This window comes from Rhizobium sp. 1399 (genome assembly GCF_031455475.1).
In the GTDB taxonomy this organism is placed as follows: domain Bacteria; phylum Pseudomonadota; class Alphaproteobacteria; order Rhizobiales; family Rhizobiaceae; genus Rhizobium.
This window is the reverse complement of sequence record NZ_JAVDSU010000001.1, coordinates 263869-279331: the sequence shown is the minus strand read 5'-3', so window position 1 is coordinate 279331 and position 15463 is coordinate 263869. Positions and strand designations below refer to the sequence as shown.

Below are 15463 nucleotides of genomic sequence, written 5' to 3'. Positions count from 1 at the left end.
CTCCTCTCACACGAAAGGAGAAAACCGATGATCACCTGCTTCATCCGCTACGAGATCGACCCCTTCCGCAAGGATGCCTTCGCCGAATATGCCCGCAACTGGGGACAGGCGATCCCGAGAAACGGCGCCGACCTTATCGGCTATTACGGCCCGCATGAGGGCTCGGCAACGGTCGCCTACGGTGTCTACAACATCGAAGGCCTCGCAGCCTACGAGGCCTATCGCGCGCGGCTTGCTGCCGATCCGCTCGGCCGGGAAAACTACGAATTCGCGCGTCGCGAACGCTTCATCCTGAAGGAGGACCGCATCTTCTTGAAGAATGTTTCGGCGCCTCATGCGAAGCTGGTGCTGCCATGATCGCCGTCATCTTCGAAGTTATCCCCTATGTCGGCGAGCGCCATCGATATCTGGACCTTGCCGGTGAGCTCAGATCCGAGCTCGAAAAGATTGATGGTTTCATTTCAATCGAGCGTTTCGAGAGCCTGACGATGCGCGGCAAGATCCTCTCGCTTTCCTTCTTCCGGGATGAGGAGGCGGTGCGCGAGTGGCGCAATCTCGAAGTCCATCGGGCGGCCCAGAAGGCCGGCCGCAACGGCATTTTTGCCGATTACCGGCTGCGCATCGGCCACGTCGTCAGGGACTATGGAATGGTCGAGCGCGCCGAGGCGCCTGAGGACAGCAGGCAGGTCCACATGCCCTCGGCGGCGGAGTGAAATCGGGGCGGGCGCAACGAGGTGTCCGCCTTTTTCTTGTAGGTAAACCGGAATATTTTCCCGAAACGGGTCGGTGCTTCAGGCTTTGGTAACCAACTTGCGTAACCATAACGGACAGTTAAGCGTAAAGCGTATGAGTGAGTATCCACATGGCGTCTGTATTTCCGCTTGCCGACCTCAAGACTTCCGTAAAGCCGGGTTCTTGGGTCGACACGATCATCAAGGGTGATTGCGTTGCAGCCCTTGAGGCTCTTCCGAGCCAGTCCGTTGACGTCATCTTCGCGGATCCGCCCTACAATCTCCAGCTCGGCGGCACGCTGCACCGGCCGGACCAGTCGCTGGTCGATGCCGTCGATGACGAGTGGGACCAGTTCGCCTCCTTCGAGGCCTATGACGCCTTCACCCGTGCCTGGCTGCTTGCCTGCCGCCGCGTGCTGAAACCATCGGGCACGATCTGGGTCATCGGCTCCTATCATAACATCTTCCGCGTCGGCGCCACGCTGCAGGATCTAAACTTCTGGATCCTGAACGATATCGTCTGGCGCAAGACCAATCCGATGCCGAATTTCAAGGGCCGCCGTTTCCAGAACGCCCATGAGACAATGATCTGGGCCAGCCCGAACGCCAAGGCCAAGGGCTATACCTTCAACTATGATGCCATGAAGGCCGCCAATGACGACGTGCAGATGCGCTCCGACTGGCTCTTCCCGATTTGCAGCGGCAACGAACGCCTGAAGGGCGAGGACGGCAAGAAAGCCCATCCGACGCAGAAGCCGGAAGCGCTGCTCGCCCGCGTCATCATGGCCTCGTCCAAGCCTGGCGATATCATCCTTGATCCCTTCTTCGGTTCGGGAACGACCGGCGCCGTCGCCAAGCGTCTTGGCCGCCACTTCGTCGGCATCGAACGCGAGCAGGATTATATCGATGCGGCCTCTGCCCGCATCGCCGCAGTCGAGCCGCTCGGCAAGGCGGAACTGACTGTGATGACCGGCAAGAAGGCCGAAGTGCGCGTGGCCTTCAATGTGCTGGTCGAAAGCGGCCTTATCAGGCCTGGCCAGGTGCTGACGGATGCCAAGCGGCGCTACAGCGCCGTAGTGCGCGCCGACGGCACGGTCGCCTCGGGCGGCGAGGCCGGCTCCATTCATCGCCTTGGCGCAAAAGTGCAGGGCCTTGATGCATGCAACGGATGGACCTTCTGGCACTTCGACGACGGGCAATCCCTGCGCCCGATCGACGAATTGCGGTCCGTCATCCGCAGTGACCTTGCAAAGGTGGGTTGAGCAACATCCTTGCAAGGACAGGACCAGGCCTCTTCCGGTTTGTACCTCCAGTTACGGAAGACGCATAAAGAAAGCCCGGGACCGAAAGGCCCCGGGCTTCTTACTATTAAAGCTAAGATCTGCGTCAGAATTCCTGGTAGTCGGTTACATCGACGCGCGTAACCTTGCCGTCCTCGTTGAAAGTGATCGTTTCCTCGCCTTCGCGGATCAGCGGCTTGCCGGTCTTGCTATGGGTTGCGCGAACAGACCACACGGCACGGCCGGAGAGCGGCGTCAGCGTCTCGACCACAGAATTCTCCGCCGTCTGGTCCGGGTAGTCGTCGAAGTAGCGGCGGAATGCGGCCATGATCTCGGCGCGGCCGGCAAGGCTGCCGACGCCGTTGGAGACATAAGTCGCATCCTCGGCAAACCAGTTCTCGATTTCAGGAAAATCGAGATCGTTGATCGCGGTGTGGAAACGGTCGATGGCTGCTGCAGGGTCGAAGCTCATGGCTCAGGCCTTCAGTCCATAGGTGGCGAGATCGGCGCGCAGCTTGTCGGCGCCGGTAAAGAGCACGGCATTCCAGCCGGCAGCCTTCGCACCCTCGATATTGACAGGCGCGTCGTCGATGAAGATCGTCGCGGCCGGATCGAGGCCGAAGCTCTTGGTATGCGTTTCGTAGATCGCGATATCCGGCTTGATAAGGCCGACATCGCCGGAAACGGTCACGCCGCGCGGCTTCTTGAGGAAGGCGAAGCGTTCCTGTGCCTCGCGGAACGTGTCGGAGGCGAAGTTCGTCAGCATCGTCACATCCCGGCCCTCGTTGATGAAGCCTTCCATGATCGCGACGCTGTCCTCATAGGCATGTGGTATCATCTCCTGCCAATTCTTGCGGAAGGCGCGGATATGCTCTTCGCGGGTCGGATGCTGCTCGATCAGCAACGCCTCGGCATCGGCCCAGGTGCGGCCGCGGTCCTGTTCGATGTTCCAGTCGTGCGTGCAGACATTGGCGAAAAACCAGTTGCGCTCGGCCTCATCGGGAATGAGGCGGCTGAAAGGAATTTGCGGATCGTAATGAATAAGAACTTTGCCAATATCGAAAACGATATGCTTGATGTCGTTTGCCATAATCATCCCTTGGCTGTTTTGAACGCGAGAGGAATAGCCGCTGCGATCGCCTTTTTCATGATAGTCGGCAGCGCCTGAGCTTCAAGATTTATAACCGGCTCCCACCAGCCGTCATCGATTTGAAGGCGATTGGCAATCGCGACGCGGAAGATCGAAAGCCTGAGCTCGAAATGGGTGAAGACGTGGGTGACGCTGCCGGCGCTCTCCCAGTCAGCCTTGAAGGGTGCCGCTTCGGCTGACGTCTCGCCGTCCTGCCGCGCGGTCCATGCTGTCGTCGGAATTTCCGTCATGCCGCCGAGCAGGCCGCTTTCGATCCGCCGCCGAAGCAGGATATCGCCATCGGAGGTGACCGCCACGAAAGCGGCGCCGCGCCGGACCGGCTTTTCCTTCTTGGCGGCCTTGACTGGAAACTGCTCGGGATCATGCAGCCTGAGCGCCTTGCACGATACATTGAAGGGACAGAGCGAACAGGCCGGTCGCTTCGGCGTGCAGATGGTGGCGCCGAGATCCATCATCGCCTGGGCGAAATCGCCGGGCCGCTCGGCCGGCGTCAGCAGCGCTACCTTCTGGCGCATCAGCGGCTTGCCGGCTGGAAGCGGCGTGGCGATGGCATAGAGCCGTGAGATCACCCGCTCCACATTGCCGTCCATCACGGCCGCCTGCCGGTTGAAGGCAATTGCCGCAACCGCAGCCGCCGTATAGTCGCCTATCCCGGGCAGGGCTTTCAGGCCCTCTTCGGTGTCGGGAAAGATGCCGCCATGTTCGGTAGCAACGGCTTCGGCACATTTCTTCAGATTACGCGCCCGAGCATAATAACCGAGCCCCGCCCAGGCGGCCATCACCGCTTCAACAGGCGCATCGGCGAGATCCGTCACCGACGGCCATTTCGCCAGGAAATTGGCGAAGTAGGGTTTTACCGCCTGCACCGTCGTCTGCTGCAGCATCACCTCGGACAGCCACACGTGATAGGGATCGGCCTTGACGCCGCGCCTGGCCATCGGCGGCGAAACCCGCCAGGGCAGGTCGCGATGATGACGGTCGTACCATTCGAGGAGAGGGAGGGCGGTCGGCGCGTCCAGTGTGCGTATCGTCATTATTTGCCGCGATCGGGGGAAGTGCTCTATACTTGACGAAGCAATGCGGCGTGATCAAGCCGATGGCCTCGAATGGCTATCGCTTACCAAGGTTTCGATGAGTTATCCACGCAAAGATGGGAAGCAGATTTCCGAGCTGACGAACGGCATCATCGATCCCGTTCTGGCTCGCCGTGCCGGCATCAATAGCGCGCTTCTCGGCTCCTGGGACGAAATCGCCGGCGAGGACTTTGCCGATTGCACCCGGCCGGAAAAGATCGCCTGGGCCCGCGGCGGCGATGACGGCAGTTTCCGCCCCGGCGTGCTGACCGTTGCCTGCGAAGGTGCGCGCGCGCTTTTTCTGACCCACGCGCAAGGCGAACTCATCCAGCGCATCAACAGCTTCTTCGGCTTCGCCGCCGTCCACCAGCTCCGCATCGTCCAGAAACCGGTCTACCAGCCGGTCAAACGCTCTCGCACGCCCCCGCCGCTGAAGGGCGAAGCCGCTCGCAAGCTGGAAGGCATGATGCAGGGCATAGAGGACGACAAATTGCGCCAGGCGATCGCTCGCCTGGGTACGGCAGTATTGGGTAAAAAGCCGAAATAACCTTCGCCGTCCTGATGGTAGCATCCTGATCGCCTACCGCTTGTGAACGGCGAGATACAGATAATCCGTCTCTTTCATGCAGGGCGAAACACTGCTTCTGCATTCCGGGAATGATTGATTTGTTCATTGATCTGCGGTTTCGTCTCGCGCAGGTCACAATTCTTTGAAGAAAGTTGGCGAAGCGTGCCTTGTTCGCGGCTTCTGGCCGTTATATCGCACAACTAGCTGCCACACTTGTTTATGGGGAACCCATGCGCATCTCTGAAATGCAACTGACGAAACGCCAGCTTCTGGGCGGTGTCGCTGCCGCAACCGCATCTATCGCGGTATACGGCACGGCGCAGGCGCAGGCAGCCGTCGAAATCCCGAAGCCGGATGGCGATGTCGACATGGCCAAGGTCATGACCCCTGGCGCGCTGCCGGAAATGGCGCTCGGCAAGACAGATGCCCCGGTCAAGATCGTCGAATACATGTCGATGACCTGCCCGCACTGCGCCCACTTCCACAACACCACCTTCGATACGATCAAGCAGAAATACGTCGACACCGGCAAAGTCGAATTCGTCCTGCGCGAATTCCCCTTCGATCCGCGCGCTGCCGCCGCCTTCATGCTCGCCCGCTGCAACCCGCAGAAGCCTGAAGAGCTCGCAACGCCCGAGCAATATTTCCCGATGGTCGCTATGCTCTTCAAGCAGCAGCAAGTCTGGGCTGCCGCCGATGACGGCCGCGCCGCGCTGCTGCAAATGTCGAAGCTTGCCGGATTTACTGAGGATAGCTTCACGAAGTGCTTGACGAACCAGAAACTGCTGGATGAAGTGAATGCCACGCGGGAACGCGGTTCCAAGGACTTCGGCGTCAATGCCACGCCGACGTTCCTCATCAATGGCAAGCGCTACTCTGGAGACATGCCGGTTGACACCATGTCGGCCCTTATCGACAGCCTCCTCTGATCCGTACCGTTTTGCAAAGGCGGGCGACGGCGAAAGCCGTGCGCCCGTTTTTTCATATGTGCAGCGTGAGGCTGGGGCATGAAGTTCAACAAGCTCCGCCTTGTCGGCTTCAAATCCTTCGTCGAACCGACCGAATTCTTCATCGAGCGCGGGCTGACGGGCGTGGTCGGGCCGAACGGTTGCGGCAAGTCCAATCTCGTGGAAGCCCTGCGCTGGGTCATGGGCGAGAATTCCTACAAGAATATGCGCGCGTCCGGCATGGACGACGTGATCTTTTCCGGCTCGGGAAACCGCCCGGCGCGGAACACTGCCGAAGTCGCGCTCTATCTCGACAATGGCGAGCGCACGGCGCCGGCCGCCTTCAACGACAGCGATGAAATCCAGGTCACCCGCCGCATCGAGCGCGAGCAGGGATCGATCTATCGCATCAACGGCAAGGAAAGCCGGGCCAAGGATGTGCAGCTGCTCTTTGCCGATGCCTCCACCGGCGCCCGCTCTCCTTCCATGGTCGGGCAGGGGCGCATCGGCGAGCTGATCGCCGCAAAACCGCAGGCCCGCCGCCAGTTGCTGGAAGAAGCCGCCGGCATTTCCGGCCTGCACTCCCGCCGCCACGAGGCCGAACTTCGCCTGCGTGCCGCCGAAAGCAATCTGGAGCGGCTGGATGACGTCACCTCGCAGCTTGAAAGCCAGATCGAGAGCCTGAAACGCCAGGCCCGCCAGGCAAACCGTTTCAAGACGCTCTCTGCCGATATCCGCGCCCGCGAGGCGATGCTCTTGCATATCCGCTGGGTGCAGGCGAAAGAGGCCGAAGCCGAGGCCGACAGCGCGCTCAACCAGGCAACCGTCGCTGTCGCCGAGAAGGCGCAGATCCAGATGGATGCGGCAAAGAACCAGGGCATCGCCGCCCTGAAGCTGCCCGAACTGCGCGAAGGCGAGGCGAGAGCGGCTGCCGCACTCCAGCGCCTGCAGATCGCCCGCAGCCAGCTCGAAGAGGATGCCAACCGCATCCTGCGGCGCCGCGATGAACTCACTCGCCGCCTGGCCCAACTTGCCGAAGACATCAGGCGCGAGGAGCGGCTTGTCGCCGACAACGCCACGATCCTGGCAAGACTCGACGCCGAAGAGGCCGATATTGCTGAAATTCTGGCCGATTCCGGCCGTTATGCCGAAGAGACGCAGCAGGCTTTCGAAGAGGCGGCCGCCAAACTCGCCGACAGTGAGCGTATCTTCACCACCCTGACTGCAGAGCGCGCTGAAGCTGCTGCCGGACGCAATCAGCTGGAACGCGCCATTCGCGACCTCGCTGATCGCAAGCTGCGGCTCGAACGCCAGATGGACGATGCTAATCGCGAACTCGCCGGCATCGAGCAGAAGATGGCAACGCTGCCCGACCCGGACGAGAAGCGGGCCGTGGTCGAGGCAGGCGAAGTCGCCCTGGCCGAGGCCGAGACGACAATCCAGTCCGTCGAGCAGGCGCTTGCCAGGGCGCGCGAGACCGAAGCGCTTTCCCGTACTCCCGTTGAGCAGGCACGCAGCAAGCTCAACGCGCTGGAAACGGAGGCCCGTACCATCCAGCGCATGCTGGCAGGTGCTGCGGCAGGCGAATTTCCGCCGGTTGCCGAAGAGCTGAAGGTCGATCGCGGTTTCGAGACGGCGCTCGGTGCCGCACTCGGAGACGATCTCGAATCCCCGCTCGATCCGAATGCGCCTGCCCACTGGTCGGAAAACGGCGATGGCTCTGGTGATCCAGCGCTTCCCGCTGGCGCTGAGCCCCTGCTGAACCATGTCCGCGCACCCGCGGCGCTGATCCGCCGCCTGCGCCAGATCGGTCTGGTGGCTGATGCCGACGCGCCGCGTCTGGTGAAGGAACTCAAAGCCGGCCAGCGCCTGGTGACCAAGGACGGCGCCGTCTATCGCTGGGATGGCCACGTCGCCGGTGCGGACGCGCCGAGTGCTGCAGCCTTGCGCCTTGCCCAGAAGAACCGCCTTGCCGAGCTGGAAGGCGAGGCGGAGCTTGCCCGCGACGTTCTGGCCGAGGCTGAGGAGCGTCTTGCCGCCGCCGCCGATACCATTCGCGAGGAGGAGCGCAGGCTCACCGGAGCCCGCGATATGAGCCGCTTGTCCGCCCGCCATCTGGCCGAGGCGCGAGATGCGCTTGCCGCTGCCGAGCGCGCCTCCGGTGATCTCATCCGCCGCCGCGATGTCATTGCCGAAGCCGTCAGCCAGTTGCAGGCGCAGCTCGAGGATGTTGCCGTTCAGGAAGAAAATGCCCATATCGAACTGGAGGATGCGCCGGACTTGACCGCGCTCGACGAACGGCTGCGCTTCCAGCAGGCCGAGGTCGCGACGGATCGCGGCGCCCTTGCTGAAGCCCGCGCCCGCCACGAGAGCCTGAACCGTGAGAACGACGCCCGCCAGCGCCGCATCCTCGCCATCGGCCAGGAGCGCGAGACCTGGCGCCAGCGCGCTGCAAGTGCTGAGGATCACATCGCCACGCTGCGTGAGCGCGAGGAGGAGGCCCGCGAGGAGGCCGCCGAGCTTGAAATGGCGCCTGATGAATTCGACGACAAGCGCCGCGCCTTGCTGACGGAGCTGCAGAAGGCCGAGGAAGCCCGCCGGGGCGCTGCCGATCTCTTGGCGCAGGCCGAACTTCTGCAGCGGGACGCGGACCATAAGGCAGCGACGGCGCTCTCCGAACTTGCCGAAAGCCGCGAGCGCCGCGGCCGCGCCGAGGAGCGCCTGGTCTCCGCACGCGAGAAACGCCAGGAGAGCGAACAGCGCATTCGTGAGACACTGAACGTGCAGCCCCATGAGGCGATGCGCCTTGCCGACCGGCCGGGACTGCAGACGCTGCCGGATCCGCGCGAGGTTGAACGCGAGGTGGAGCGGCTGCGGATCGAGCGCGAACGTTTGGGCGCCGTCAACCTGCGCGCCGACGAGGAGCAGAAGGAACTCAGCGAGAAGCTGGAAGCGCTTATCAAGGAACGTGACGACGTCATCGATGCCATCCGCAAGCTGCGCGGCGCGATCCAGAGCCTGAATCGCGAAGGCCGTGAGCGCCTGATCGCCGCCTTCGATGTCGTCAACGCCCAATTCCAGCGCCTCTTCACCCACCTCTTCGGCGGTGGCACAGCGGAATTGCAACTGATCGAATCCGACGATCCGCTGGAAGCTGGTCTCGAAATTCTTGCCCGCCCGCCCGGCAAGAAGCCACAGACCATGACGCTGCTCTCGGGCGGCGAGCAGGCGCTGACGGCAATGGCTTTGATCTTCGCCGTCTTCCTCACCAATCCTGCGCCGATCTGCGTGCTGGACGAGGTGGACGCACCGCTCGATGACCACAATGTCGAGCGCTACTGCAATCTGATGGACGAGATGGCGGCGTCCACCGAGACCCGATTCGTCATCATTACCCACAACCCCATCACCATGGCGCGCATGAATCGCCTCTTTGGCGTCACGATGGCGGAGCAGGGTGTTTCTCAGCTTGTCTCGGTCGATCTGCAGACGGCAGAGCGTCTCCGTGAGACGGCTTGAGGCCGCATTTTAATTAAAGACCAAAAAAGGTCACCCTGACATCGGGTACGTACCCCATTTGGGTGATGCTCTTTTGCGCGCATTGCATTAGAAGTTGTTTTATCGCAACCGCGCCGTTACGGATAAGTAGCAATCGGTCGTTGTGATCTGTTATATTTGCAATGCTGTCTTCGGGTTGGGGATAGGCCCCGAAGATCACAAGGCATAAGTGGACCCCCCGTCCGGTTTTCCTGGCCGGACGGAAACAAGGCTTTGCGGGACCGTTGTTGCAGTCCCGCAAAGCTTTTTTTGTGCGCCTTCGCTGCGTCCCATTAGTTTCAATCGTTTGATCTTGCATCCTGTTAGGGATTTATTGTGCGGCGCAACATTTCGCCGCATTTGTCGATTTTCATTTCAACACCAAGGGATTAAGCTGGTCTCCGAAATGGTGTTGGGGGGAAGATGACCAAGTGGGTCTATACGTTCGGCAACGGGCAGGCTGAAGGCCGGGCGCGAGACAAGGAGATCCTTGGCGGCAAGGGCGCCAATCTTGCCGAAATGTGCAGCCTCGGCCTCCCGGTTCCTCCCGGCCTGACCATTGTCAGCGAAGCTTGCAGCACCTATTACAAGAACGGTCGCAAGATTGATCGGGCACTGAAGGAGCAGGTGCTCGCGGGCATTGCGAGTATCGAGGAGATCACCGGCCGCCGTTTCGGTGCGGGCAACCAGCCTCTTTTGCTTTCCGTGCGCTCAGGTGCCCGTGTTTCCATGCCGGGCATGATGGATACGGTGCTCAACCTCGGCCTGAATGATGAGACGGTGCAGGCGCTCGGCCATGATGCTGGCGACGCACGCTTCGCCTGGGACAGCTATCGCCGCTTCATCCAGATGTATGCCGATGTCGTCATGGGGCTCGGCAATGACCTCTTCGAGGAAATCCTCGAGGACGAGAAGGGGCGCCTCGGCCACGAGTTCGATACCGAACTCAACGCTTCCGAATGGCAGCATGTCGTTTCGCTCTACAAGGTGCTGATCGAGGAAGAGCTGGATGAGGCTTTCCCGCAGGATCCCGCGGTACAACTCTGGGGCGCTGTCGGCGCGGTGTTTTCCAGCTGGATGAGCGCACGCGCCGTTACCTACCGCCAGCTACACAATATTCCGGAAGCCTGGGGCACGGCGGTCAACATCCAGGCGATGGTCTTCGGCAATCTCGGCAATGCCTCGGCCACCGGTGTCGCCTTCACGCGCAATCCCTCGACCGGGCAGAAGCTGCTTTACGGCGAGTTCCTCGTCAATGCGCAGGGTGAAGACGTCGTCGCCGGAATTCGCACGCCGCAAAGCATCACCGAGGAGGGCCGTATAGCCTCAGGCTCCGAAAAGCCCTCGATGGAAAAGCTGATGCCGGAAGCCTTTGCCGAGTTCGGCCGCATCTGCAACGAGCTCGAAGCCCATTACCGCGATATGCAGGACATCGAATTCACTATCGAGCGCGGCAAGCTCTGGATGCTGCAGACACGCTCCGGCAAGCGCTCGACACGGGCAGCCATGAAGATCGCTGTCGACATGGTGGACGAAGGTGTCATTACCGAGGACGAAGCCGTCCTGCGCATCGAGCCATCGACGCTCGATCAGCTCCTGCATCCGACCATCGATCCGCGCGTCACCCGCCAGGTGATCGGCTCCGGCTTGCCGGCCTCGCCGGGGGCCGCCACCGGCGAGATTGTCTTCACGTCGGAAGAGGCCGTTGAGGCAGAGTCGGAAGGTCGCAAAGTGATCCTGCTGCGCGTCGAGACGAGCCCGGAAGACATTCACGGCATGCATGCCGCAGAAGGTATTCTCACCACGCGCGGCGGCATGACCAGCCACGCCGCCGTCGTTGCTCGCGGCATGGGCATCCCCTGCGTCGTCGGCGCCGGCACCATGCGTATCGACGCCCGCAATGAACGGTTGATAGGCATTGGTGTGACGCTGAAGAGGGGCGATATCATCACCATCGACGGTTCCGCCGGTCAGGTGCTGAAGGGTGAAGTGCCGATGATCCAGCCGGAACTGTCGGGCGATTTCGGCCGCATCATGAGCTGGGCAGACCGCGCCCGCCGCATGACTGTGCGCACCAATGCCGACACGCCGGCCGATGCCCGTGCCGCCCGCTCCTTCGGTGCCGAAGGCATTGGGCTTTGCCGCACCGAGCATATGTTCTTCGAGGGCGAGCGCATCCATGTCATGCGCGAGATGATCCTGGCGGAAGACGAGAAGGGCAGACGCAGCGCGCTCGACAAGCTCCTTCCCATGCAGCGGGGTGATTTCACCGGCCTCTTCACCGTCATGCACGGCCTGCCGGTAACGATCCGTCTGCTCGATCCGCCGCTGCACGAATTCCTGCCGAAGAGTGATGAGGAGATCGCCGAGGTCGCCTATGCCATGGGCATGGAGCCTTCGGCCCTGCGCCAGCGTGTCGACGCACTGCACGAGTTCAATCCCATGCTTGGCCATCGCGGCTGCCGCCTTGCCATCTCCTATCCTGAAATCGTCGAGATGCAGGCGCGTGCCATCTTCGAGGCTGCGATTGCCGCAGCGCAGGAAACGGGGGCGGCCGTCGTTCCCGAAATCATGGTGCCGCTCGTCGGTCTGCGCTCGGAGCTCGATTACGTGAAGGCGAAGATCGATGCCGTGGCACTGGATGTCATGTCGGAAGCCAGGATGCGCATCGACTATCTGGTTGGCACGATGATCGAGCTGCCGCGTGCCGCTTTGCGCGCCCATGTCATTGCCGAGGCAGCCGAATTCTTTTCCTTCGGCACTAACGACCTGACGCAGACCACCTTCGGCATTTCGCGCGACGATGCCTCGGCCTTCATTCCGACCTACCAGCGCAAAGGCATCATCGAGCATGATCCCTTCATATCCTTGGATTTCGATGGAGTAGGGGAGCTGATCCGTATCGCTGCGGAGCGCGGCCGGCGCACGCGAAACGACATGAAGCTCGGCATCTGCGGTGAACATGGCGGCGATCCCGCCTCGATCCATTTCTGTGAGACGATCGGCCTCGACTACGTCTCCTGCTCGCCCTTTCGCGTGCCGATTGCGCGGCTTGCAGCCGCGCAGGCGGTGATTTCAGGCGCTCAGTGACGGTAGCGATAGTAGCGCGGATAAACGTAGGGACCGTTCAGATTATAGGCCATGTCGGCCATAACCCAGTCGCTGTCGTAGCGGGCCTGGGCGCGGCGGTCGAGATCGATGCGCTGCAGGCAGTTGGCAAAGCCGTCCGTTCCGCGCTTGAAGCCGTAGCCGAGGCAGGTCTGTTCGTCACGTGCCCGGCGCTCCTCGGGCGTCAGGGTCTGGCAGGCGACAAGCCCGGCGGCCAGAACGGCGAGAAGCGGCAGAACATATGGGCGCATCGGTCTATTCCTTGAGCATGAATGTCCGACCAAGAAAATCCATCTGCCAGGCGCCGTCAACCTGACTGTGATATCAAGCCGCGCCCGCGGGGTCGCCAATCGGCAGCAGCGCCGGGTCAAGCGGCCGGCCTTCCGGCTTCTTCGTGTCGCTCGGGTCCTGTGCCGGCGCCAGCGGCGGTTTTTCCCGAATGCGGTCAGGAATATCAGGGGTCGGTTGCGGGCCAAGCGGCGCCTTTGTGCCGGGCGTCTGAATCGGATCTCTTTTCGGCATGATTCGCCTCCTTCACTGAGGAAGGAACGGCAGGATGCATGCTTGGTTCCACTTTCGTTGCAATGCGTTCCTATGTAAGAGCAAAGACAGCAGCACTGGAAAGAGCACCATGGCGATCCGCGATCGATTCTCGAAGAAACTCACCTGTCCGCAATGTGGCAATAGCGGTTTTGCCGAAGCCTCCGAGATCGACGACGCCAAGCGCAAGAATCCCGACTTCAAGGTGGATCAGCTGCCACGCGGCTTCTTCGTGCAGCGCTCGTCGGTCCATCAGGAAACATTCATGCTGAAATGCGAATGCGGCCGCAAATTTCCTTTCCGCTCGTTGGCGGAAGCTGCAGCCGGCCGCGATTAAAGCATGTCGCGCAAAGTGTGCAGCGGTTTTGCGACAACGACATGCGCAAAACAAAGAGCTAAGGCGTGGCGAGCGAATCCTAGAGATCGCGACACGCTTTAGAATTCAGATCCGCTCGAGAACCTCGATGAAGGCATCGGCGAAACGCACCAGATGTTCGGTATCCTTATCGGGCGCCTGCATGCGGATTTCCGTGCCGTTCTGGTCGAGCAGAGCTAGAACCACCCGCATCTTCTTGTCCGATGTCGGTATGCGCAGAACCGCGATCCGCCGGCAATCCTCCACAAGCCCCGCCGCCGGCAGGTCGAAGAGAAATTCGCCCCGGGTTTCGGTAGCCGCCTTGCGCACCACCTCGCAGAAGCCGGCTTCGCCATCGGCGTAGCCTTCCAGCGAAAGTTCGAGTTCGAGCAGTTCCAGTGGCAACAGCGGCTCGGCGCGGTCGATGCCGCCAAGCGAAGAAGCTCGCGGCCTTTCCATCGTCTCGGATGAGATCATCTGTCTCTCCTGTTTCGTGGGAAGTGCATGAGACTCCGGTAGAATGGCCTTTTTACGGCATATCAGCAATAGCTTATGGAGATCGTATGCGCTTTGATTTGGCCTTTGAAGTGGATTGCTTCGGCAATGCTCAGACAAGAGTTTCAATTTAAACGAATCTTGCACTAGAAAAGTCGTTGGCAGCGGGTGCATTCGATGCATCGCTGCCGACCAACTGGTAAGTTTGATGGCCATCCGTTTCGATCGTCCCGTTTCCAGCGCTGCCCGCTTTTCGCGGCACTTCGGGGCGTTTGCGCTTGTGCTTTCGGTCGCGGTGCTGATCGCCCACCGCTTCGGTGGGCTGGCGACACCCTATCTCATTCTGGTGCTGCTCGTTTCCGTCGGCTGCGCGATTCTCGCGACCCTGTTGGCTGCTATCGGCCTTCGCAGCCTTTGGATGACCGGTGCCGAAGGCGGGTTGAATGCGCTGGCGGCACTCATTTACGCTGCCTTTCCGCTCGGTATCGGTGCCTTTGCAGCGGAGCGCTATTTCACTCTGCCGGCAATCTATGACGTGACCACGGATACGGCCACCGCACCCGACTGGCTGTCGACGCCGCAGGCAGACCAGATCTGGCTGCCGCGCGATCCCGTCGTCACATCCGCCGACCGCGAAAGGCAGCTTGTCGCCTATCCGGAACTCACGGGCCGCCGCTACGACGGCGCGCTCGACCGTGTTCTCGAAGCCGTCAAGAAGGTCGCCAAGCAAAACGGCATCACCATCACCAAAAGCGAAGGCGACACGACGCCCGGCCGCGAACTGGAAAATAGGCCCGTTCCGGCGCAGCCCGAAAGCGGTGTCGCCGATTCGCCCGATATCATCCCCGTGCCGACGCCGCGCCCCTATGAGGACGATGTGGCGAAACTGATCCGCGGCGCCAATGGCGTGATCCTGCAGGGCACGACGCGTACCTTCATCCTCGGTCTGCGTTTCGACTTCATCATCCGTCTGCGCGAAGAGGCCGAAACCACCTTCGTCGACGTCCGCGTTGCCTCCCGATACGGCCAGCACGACCTCGGCTTTAGCGCCGAAGAGGCCGAGCAATATCTTGGTGCCCTCGATTCAGAACTTCTGGGGATCGCGGGTGGGTGAGGCCCGGTGCCGCAAAGCGGCTGTAATCGATCCAGTGGATCGATTACAGGGCCGAACGCCCTGAGCCGCGCGAAGGGCCGGGATACGGTGAGGCATACTAAAACCTACGACCCCAGAAACCGCTCCCGCACCTCAGCCGTCGGCACCATGCAACTCTCCCGCCGCCCCGCTATCCTCAGCCTGTTCCGCGCAACAACGCCATAGGCGACATCCGCAATTCGCCGCGGCACGATCCGCAACATTCCGGCCAGAGCCCACGGCATGCCAAGTCCCTCCAGCATACGGATCGTCGCATCGGATTTATAATAGGCGCGCCCCCTGTCGAGCAGCAGGTTGGTCTCGTAGTCCCGCGTCTCCAGCCCGTAATGCCGATAGAGCGCCTCGCCGAGCGGCGTCTGGGCGACGATGAAGCGGTAGCGTTTTTCCCTATCCCGCTTCAGCAGGAACTGCACCCAGCCGGAGCAGAAGACACATTCGCCATCGAAGAGGATCAGCGGCCTGTCGTCCGCGAAAGCGGGTACGGAAGGGTCGCCGCGATAGCTGTAATCCGAATGCGCGGCCATCC

The 15463-nt window shown here is 61.5% G+C and carries 16 protein-coding genes; 9 read left to right on the top strand and 7 right to left on the bottom strand.

Annotated elements, in window-relative coordinates; genetic code table 11:
• Positions 1-27 precede the first annotated feature (27 nt).
• From J2X71_RS01565 to J2X71_RS01555, 3 genes are all read left to right on the top strand, one after another.
• Positions 28-357 (top strand): NIPSNAP family protein, encoded by a 330-nt coding sequence (locus tag J2X71_RS01565; RefSeq protein ID WP_310378347.1) that lies wholly within the window; start codon positions 28-30, stop codon positions 355-357.
• Positions 354-713: an antibiotic biosynthesis monooxygenase gene (locus tag J2X71_RS01560; RefSeq protein WP_113323104.1), complete on the top strand. Its 360-nt coding sequence runs from the start codon at positions 354-356 to the stop codon at positions 711-713. The genes J2X71_RS01565 and J2X71_RS01560 overlap by 4 nt, the downstream gene beginning before the upstream one ends.
• 149 nt (positions 714-862) lie before the next feature.
• Positions 863-1993, top strand: a complete 1131-nt coding sequence (locus J2X71_RS01555; RefSeq protein ID WP_310378344.1) for a site-specific DNA-methyltransferase — start codon at positions 863-865, stop codon at positions 1991-1993.
• Between the two features lie 124 nt (positions 1994-2117).
• Here the strand turns inward: J2X71_RS01555 and J2X71_RS01550 are convergent, their stop codons facing one another.
• From J2X71_RS01550 to mutY, 3 genes are read right to left on the bottom strand one after another with little or no spacing between them, the layout of a single operon-like run.
• Positions 2118-2483 (bottom strand): nuclear transport factor 2 family protein, encoded by a 366-nt coding sequence (locus tag J2X71_RS01550; RefSeq protein WP_007818057.1) that lies wholly within the window; start codon positions 2481-2483, stop codon positions 2118-2120.
• Positions 2484-2486: 3 nt separating this feature from the next.
• Positions 2487-3101, bottom strand: coding sequence for an HAD family phosphatase (locus J2X71_RS01545; protein WP_310378341.1), 615 nt, complete (start codon positions 3099-3101; stop codon positions 2487-2489).
• Between the two features lie 2 nt (positions 3102-3103).
• Positions 3104-4195 (bottom strand): A/G-specific adenine glycosylase, encoded by a 1092-nt coding sequence (mutY, locus tag J2X71_RS01540; RefSeq protein WP_310378339.1) that lies wholly within the window; start codon positions 4193-4195, stop codon positions 3104-3106.
• A gap of 97 nt (positions 4196-4292) precedes the next feature.
• Here mutY and J2X71_RS01535 point away from each other — a divergent pair, with 97 nt between their 5' ends.
• From J2X71_RS01535 to ppdK, 4 genes are all read left to right on the top strand, one after another.
• Positions 4293-4781, top strand: coding sequence for a DUF721 domain-containing protein (locus J2X71_RS01535; RefSeq protein ID WP_007818063.1), 489 nt, complete (start codon positions 4293-4295; stop codon positions 4779-4781).
• A 251-nt stretch (positions 4782-5032) separates the two neighbouring features.
• Positions 5033-5731, top strand: a complete 699-nt coding sequence (locus J2X71_RS01530; RefSeq protein WP_025669517.1) for a DsbA family protein — start codon at positions 5033-5035, stop codon at positions 5729-5731.
• Between the two features lie 78 nt (positions 5732-5809).
• A complete protein-coding gene (locus J2X71_RS01525) occupies positions 5810-9268 on the top strand; it encodes a chromosome segregation SMC family protein (RefSeq protein ID WP_310378333.1) in 3459 nt (1152 codons plus the stop codon).
• Between the two features lie 441 nt (positions 9269-9709).
• Positions 9710-12376 (top strand): pyruvate, phosphate dikinase, encoded by a 2667-nt coding sequence (ppdK, locus tag J2X71_RS01520; protein WP_310378331.1) that lies wholly within the window; start codon positions 9710-9712, stop codon positions 12374-12376.
• Here ppdK and J2X71_RS01515 read toward each other — a convergent pair.
• Together J2X71_RS01515 and J2X71_RS01510 are read right to left on the bottom strand one after the other, a co-directional pair.
• Positions 12370-12645 (bottom strand): hypothetical protein, encoded by a 276-nt coding sequence (locus J2X71_RS01515; protein WP_310378329.1) that lies wholly within the window; start codon positions 12643-12645, stop codon positions 12370-12372. The genes ppdK and J2X71_RS01515 overlap by 7 nt on opposite strands.
• A gap of 73 nt (positions 12646-12718) precedes the next feature.
• Complete coding sequence (locus tag J2X71_RS01510) at positions 12719-12916, bottom strand: hypothetical protein (protein ID WP_310378327.1); 198 nt, start codon at positions 12914-12916, stop codon at positions 12719-12721.
• 109 nt (positions 12917-13025) lie between these two features.
• On the opposite strand from J2X71_RS01510, the gene J2X71_RS01505 reads away from it, so the two are divergent.
• Positions 13026-13271, top strand: a complete 246-nt coding sequence (locus J2X71_RS01505; protein ID WP_025669523.1) for a hypothetical protein — start codon at positions 13026-13028, stop codon at positions 13269-13271.
• Between the two features lie 105 nt (positions 13272-13376).
• On the opposite strand, the gene J2X71_RS01500 is transcribed toward J2X71_RS01505, so the two are convergent.
• Complete coding sequence (locus J2X71_RS01500; protein WP_310378325.1) at positions 13377-13766, bottom strand: hypothetical protein; 390 nt, start codon at positions 13764-13766, stop codon at positions 13377-13379.
• Between the two features lie 226 nt (positions 13767-13992).
• On the opposite strand from J2X71_RS01500, the gene J2X71_RS01495 reads away from it, so the two are divergent.
• Complete coding sequence (locus J2X71_RS01495) at positions 13993-14898, top strand: DUF1499 domain-containing protein (protein ID WP_310378323.1); 906 nt, start codon at positions 13993-13995, stop codon at positions 14896-14898.
• Positions 14899-15002: 104 nt separating this feature from the next.
• Here the strand turns inward: J2X71_RS01495 and J2X71_RS01490 are convergent, their stop codons facing one another.
• Positions 15003-15461: a DCC1-like thiol-disulfide oxidoreductase family protein gene (locus tag J2X71_RS01490; RefSeq protein WP_310378321.1), complete on the bottom strand. Its 459-nt coding sequence runs from the start codon at positions 15459-15461 to the stop codon at positions 15003-15005.
• Positions 15462-15463: the final 2 nt, after the last annotated feature.